We start from the raw sequence: 3,238 nt of genomic DNA, 5'->3' as shown, positions 1-3,238 counted from the left end.
CAATAAGGGTTGTAAAACAGGAGCACCCTGGCAATAGGTTTGATTTGTTATCGCAAAAGTAGTGGTCACCTGTGGATTTACCGTAATGGTGAGTGTCGTAGTAGTAGCACACTGTCCTGCGCTCGGGGTAAAGGTATAGGTGGTGGTTGCTGTATTGTTTAAAGCAGGAGCCCACGTACCGTTAATACCGTTGTTGGAAGTGGTTGGCAAGGCCGTTAAAGTTGCACCTGAACAAATCGGCGCTACGGCCGTAAAGGTAGGTGTTACCTGTGGATTTACCGTAATGGTGAGTGTCGTTGTAGTAGCACACTGTCCTGCGCTCGGGGTAAAGGTATAGGTGGTGGTTGCTGTATTGTTTAAAGCAGGCGCCCACGTACCGTTAATACCGTTGTTGGAAGTGGTTGGCAACGCCGTTAAAGTCGCACCTGAACAGATCGGCGCTACCGCCGTAAAGGTTGGCGTTAGCTGTGGATTTACCGTAATGGTGAGTGTCGTTGTAGTGGCACACTGTCCTGTACTCGGGGTAAAGGTATAGGTAGTGGTTGCTGTATTGTTTAAAGCAGGAGCCCACGTACCGTTAATACCGTTATTGGATGTGGTTGGCAAGGCCGTTAAAGTCGCACCCGAACAGATCGGCGCTACCGCCGTAAAGGTTGGGGTGATGCTAGAACCTACAGTTACAGTAACCGTATCTGTAACCACACAATTAGCTCCATTATTAGCAGATAATGTGTAGGTAGTCGTTGAAGCTGGACAAACAGTAGGAGATAATGTGTTTGCATTAGTCATACCCGTTGTAGGCGACCAACTAAATGTTGGTAATGTATTTTGAAAAGTAATATTCCAATTATTTAAAGTTCCAATATCACCACCTAAATCATCTTGTACAATTAATTGCCAATTGCCATTTATGATACTTCCATTTAACAAAGCAAACGATTGCTCAGGAGTAAAAGTACCCGTAAAAGGGGCTGCCCCAGCTGTTACAAGAGTAGCAGCAGACATTGAGAAACAAGTATTTGTATAATTTGCACCAGCACCACCATTATCTGTAGATAATTCAATTCGGGTTCCGTTAGGAGCTTGTAAATAGATGTCCAAATCACTGTCCCAAGTATGTGTAATATTCAAACAAACTGAAACAATACTTGTAGCGGAAACTACATTGGGATTTATCCCCGTTACAGCAATAGTAGATATGGCACCGGTTGTAGTATTAGAATCGGGTATAGCAATTGGAGTTGAGTTGGTAAAAGAAACCGGTCCGGTTGCACCACCAACAGCATTTGTCGAACCAGCTAATGTAGTACAAGCACCAGCACAAATAGTAACTGGATTTCCAGCGTCAATAGTAGGGGGGGCTGTTACCGTTACATTTTGGGTAATTTGATTCTGACACCCGCCTGGTACTGCTGTTAAAAGTAGCGTAACTGGGTAAGAACCGGCGGCTGCATAGGTATGGCTTGGATTTTCAATAGTAGAAGTGGTTCCATCGCCAAAATTCCAACTATATGTATAATTACCGTTGGTTGTATTGGTGAATTGAGTAGGAGTGCCTAAGCAGACCGAATTTGCTGTAAATGTGGGGTTTGGACTCGCAAATCCCGCTGTTGTACCTGCAAAATTCATAGTGAAACCTGCCGAAGAATTTGCAGTAAAACGATCAATTAATATCGTATAGGTGTTACCGGCTACCACGTTAATTGTAGGTTCACATTGTACACCCGTACAACCCAAACCAGTAGTTCCAGCTACCCCTGTAGTAGCACTCCAATTACAGGCAATTTCAGTTCCAGGACAAGACGTTGTGGTATTGTAAACTGCAAAATCATAATCCACTACAGCTGTTGGTGTAACTGTAAACGCTAAAACACCATTTGTTGCTGCTGTAAAAGTGTACCAACTTGAAGAACGTTCTCCGGGCGCACCAAAGCAACTAGGCGCTTCAATAGAAGTTCCCACACCTCCAGGGCCATCAGCTACACTAATATTGCTTAAGTTGCAGAGGGTTTGCGCTGTAGCACAATCTTGTACGGGAAGAACAGGTCCGACAGGTTGCGCTTGTTGGGCACAGATTCCAAATGTACCGGTTGACGTTCCATTTCCATCAACGGCTATATAATAGGTGTTACCAATGGTTAAGCCATGTAAAATAACATTCGTATGCAATAATCCAGCTGCTGTATTTACATTTTCTTGACAACCAATTAGGGTTAAGGAGCCACAGCTTCCGCTATAAATTGCAATTTGGGTATTTGCAAGTGTACCTCCAAAATTTGTTGACAACTCGATATCAGCCGTCGTTGCAACAAAAGAGAACCATACTGTATGACTCATCGTATTGGGTGACCAACAACCTGGGTTTGCCGGATTACCTGTTGTAGTGGCATTTGTGTTATCGTACAAAATTGAAGTACAAGTTCCATTGCCTACAGCGATAGGAGTTGCAGTTCCGCATGTATCATTAGCAGGTTGAGCTAAAGAAATTAAGCTCATTAAAAACAAAAGAAAAGAATAATAATTTTTCATAGTTATAAAGAGCTTATTGTCTTGATTTTAAATAAATTTCACGCGATACAGGTTTGTCATTAAGGATATAAAATTCCTCAGCAGTTGCTTTTATACCGTTTGGTATATTGTTTTTTGAAAATCTTTTTTCTGAAAAAAGAACAACAGACACTCCTTGTGGAATAGGGATTAATAATGTTCCATCTGCGGCTAGTTCAGGATAGCTGCCAGTGTCTATGAAGACTGTGTCACCTTTTTTAACTTTAGAAAATATAGTTGTTATCGAATTTGAGGGCAGTTCTGCGCTTAAACCACTATTGTTTTCACTTCCGAATGCAGACGTGAAAATATCACCGGCTTTGTTGCTGTCATTTATGTACCATTGTTGCGCGTTGCTAGTCATTGAACCCAATACGGTTAAGGTCATCCAAAATATAAATTGATAAAAAATGGTATAAAATTTCATTGGTAATATTTTTATATAATTTCAAATATAAGCAACCTATCTTTTGTATTAAAAAATTGTTAATAATAAAATAAAAAAAATTCATAATACTTAGTATTTAATAGTAAAAATATTTGATTTTATATATACTTAGGAAGTCATGATTGTCCGAGTTATAATTGGCTTTTTTAGCGTGGAATTTACTTTTTATATCATTAGATTATCAAGTAGAGGGTTGAAAATCTATTACTTATAAAAACTTTTTAAATTCCTTTCATTTCTATT

Annotated in this window: 2 protein-coding genes; both read right to left on the bottom strand. The window is 40.1% G+C overall.

All coding sequences use genetic code 11. The annotated features are described in order from the left end of the window. Nucleotides 1-2,529, bottom strand: a 2,529-nt coding sequence (locus Q0039_RS09635) for a PKD domain-containing protein (protein WP_297512111.1), incomplete at its 3' end; no start/stop codon positions are given. 13 nt (nucleotides 2,530-2,542) lie between these two features. Then, nucleotides 2,543-2,974 (bottom strand): hypothetical protein, encoded by a 432-nt coding sequence (locus tag Q0039_RS09630; RefSeq protein ID WP_297512109.1) that lies wholly within the window; start codon nucleotides 2,972-2,974, stop codon nucleotides 2,543-2,545. Nucleotides 2,975-3,238 lie beyond the last annotated feature (264 nt).

The organism is Flavobacterium sp. (genome assembly GCF_027484945.1).
In the GTDB taxonomy this organism is placed as follows: Bacteria; Bacteroidota; Bacteroidia; order Flavobacteriales; family Flavobacteriaceae; genus Flavobacterium.
Note: the sequence above shows the minus strand (reverse complement) of the source record. Positions and strands in the feature narration are given on the sequence as shown.

What these genes read in the sequence shown, in the direction of transcription:
- Q0039_RS09630 (WP_297512109.1), bottom strand. Translation starts at nt 2,974, where the DNA reads ATGAAATTTTATACCATTTTTTATCAATTTATATTTTGGATGACCTTA.